Below are 1,593 nucleotides of genomic sequence, written 5' to 3'. Positions count from 1 at the left end.
GGGTTGACCGTATTTCGGGAACCGTATAGTGGACGCGATACATCAGCGCAGATGTTTGTTGCCAACAGTGTTGGTATGAGACAAGCCCTCGGCCTATTAGTACCAGTCAGCTCCACACTTTACAGTGCTTCCACCTCTGGCCTATCAACCCAGTGGTCTACTGGGGGCCTTACCCGATTAACTCGGTGGGAGACCTCATCTTGAAGCGTGCTTCCCGCTTAGATGCTTTCAGCGGTTATCACTCCCGAACGTAGCCAACCAGCCGTGCTCCTGGCGGAACAACTGGCACACCAGAGGTTCGTCCACCCCGGTCCTCTCGTACTAGGGGCAGCCCTTCTCAAGTCTCCTGCGCGCGCAGCGGATAGGGACCGAACTGTCTCACGACGTTCTAAACCCAGCTCGCGTGCCGCTTTAATGGGCGAACAGCCCAACCCTTGGGACCTACTCCAGCCCCAGGATGCGACGAGCCGACATCGAGGTGCCAAACCATCCCGTCGATATGGACTCTTGGGGAAGATCAGCCTGTTATCCCCGGGGTACCTTTTATCCGTTGAGCGACGGTGCTCCCACATGCCACCGCCGGATCACTAGTTCCGACTTTCGTCCCTGCTCGACATGTCTGTCTCACAGTCAAGCTCCCTTGTGCACTTACACTCGACACCTGATTGCCAACCAGGCTGAGGGAACCTTTGAGCGCCTCCGTTACCTTTTAGGAGGCGACCGCCCCAGTCAAACTACCCACCAGGCACTGTCCCTGATCCAGATAATGGACCGAAGTTAGACAGCCAGAACAACCAGAGTGGTATTTCAACGATGACTCCACCCGAACTGGCGTCCAGGTTTCACAGTCTCCCACCTATCCTACACAAGTTGTACCGACCACCAATACCAAGTTGTAGTAAAGGTCCCGGGGTCTTTCCGTCCTGCTGCGCGTAACGAGCATCTTTACTCGTAATGCAATTTCGCCGAGTCCATGGTTGAGACAGCGCCCAAGTCGTTACGCCATTCGTGCAGGTCGGAACTTACCCGACAAGGAATTTCGCTACCTTAGGATGGTTATAGTTACCACCGCCGTTTACTGGCGCTTAAGTTCAAAGCTTCGCCGGACCTAAATCCAGCTAACCTGTCCCCTTAACGTTCCAGCACCGGGCAGGCGTCAGTCCGTATACATCGAATTACTTCTTCGCACGGACCTGTGTTTTTAGTAAACAGTCGCTTGGGCCTGGTCTCTGCGGCCATCAACGCTTCCACGGGCAAGCCGTGTAACGTATCCGGCCCCCCTTCTCCCGAAGTTACGGGGGCATTTTGCCGAGTTCCTTAACCATGGTTCACTCGATCGCCTTGGTATTCTCTACCTGATCACCTGTGTCGGTTTGGGGTACGGGCGGCTCTAACACTCACTACGAAGTTTTTCTCGGCAGCATGGGATCATCCACTTCCCCTGAACGGGTCCGCCTCGGCTCTCAGGCATCATGAGACACGGATTTGCCTATGCCTCGCCCTACCACCTTGCCCGCGGATCAGCTTGCGCCTACCATCGCCGCGGTTGGACTACCCTCCTGCGTCACTCCTCAGTGCACCTAATACCAGTTC

At 55.7% G+C, this 1,593-nt stretch carries 1 rRNA gene (cut by a window edge); it reads right to left on the bottom strand.

Features of this window, described 5'->3' with window-relative positions:
* Positions 1 to 76 precede the first annotated feature (76 nt).
* Positions 77 to 1,593: ribosomal RNA gene (locus ABZ004_RS40445) — 23S ribosomal RNA — on the bottom strand; it runs 1,370 nt beyond the window's last position.

The sequence above is a fragment of the Kribbella sp. NPDC006257 genome (assembly GCF_040613535.1).
Classification (GTDB): Bacteria; Actinomycetota; Actinomycetes; order Propionibacteriales; family Kribbellaceae; genus Kribbella.
The sequence above is the reverse complement of the archived record's forward strand: the minus strand, read 5'-3'. Positions and strand labels throughout refer to the sequence as shown.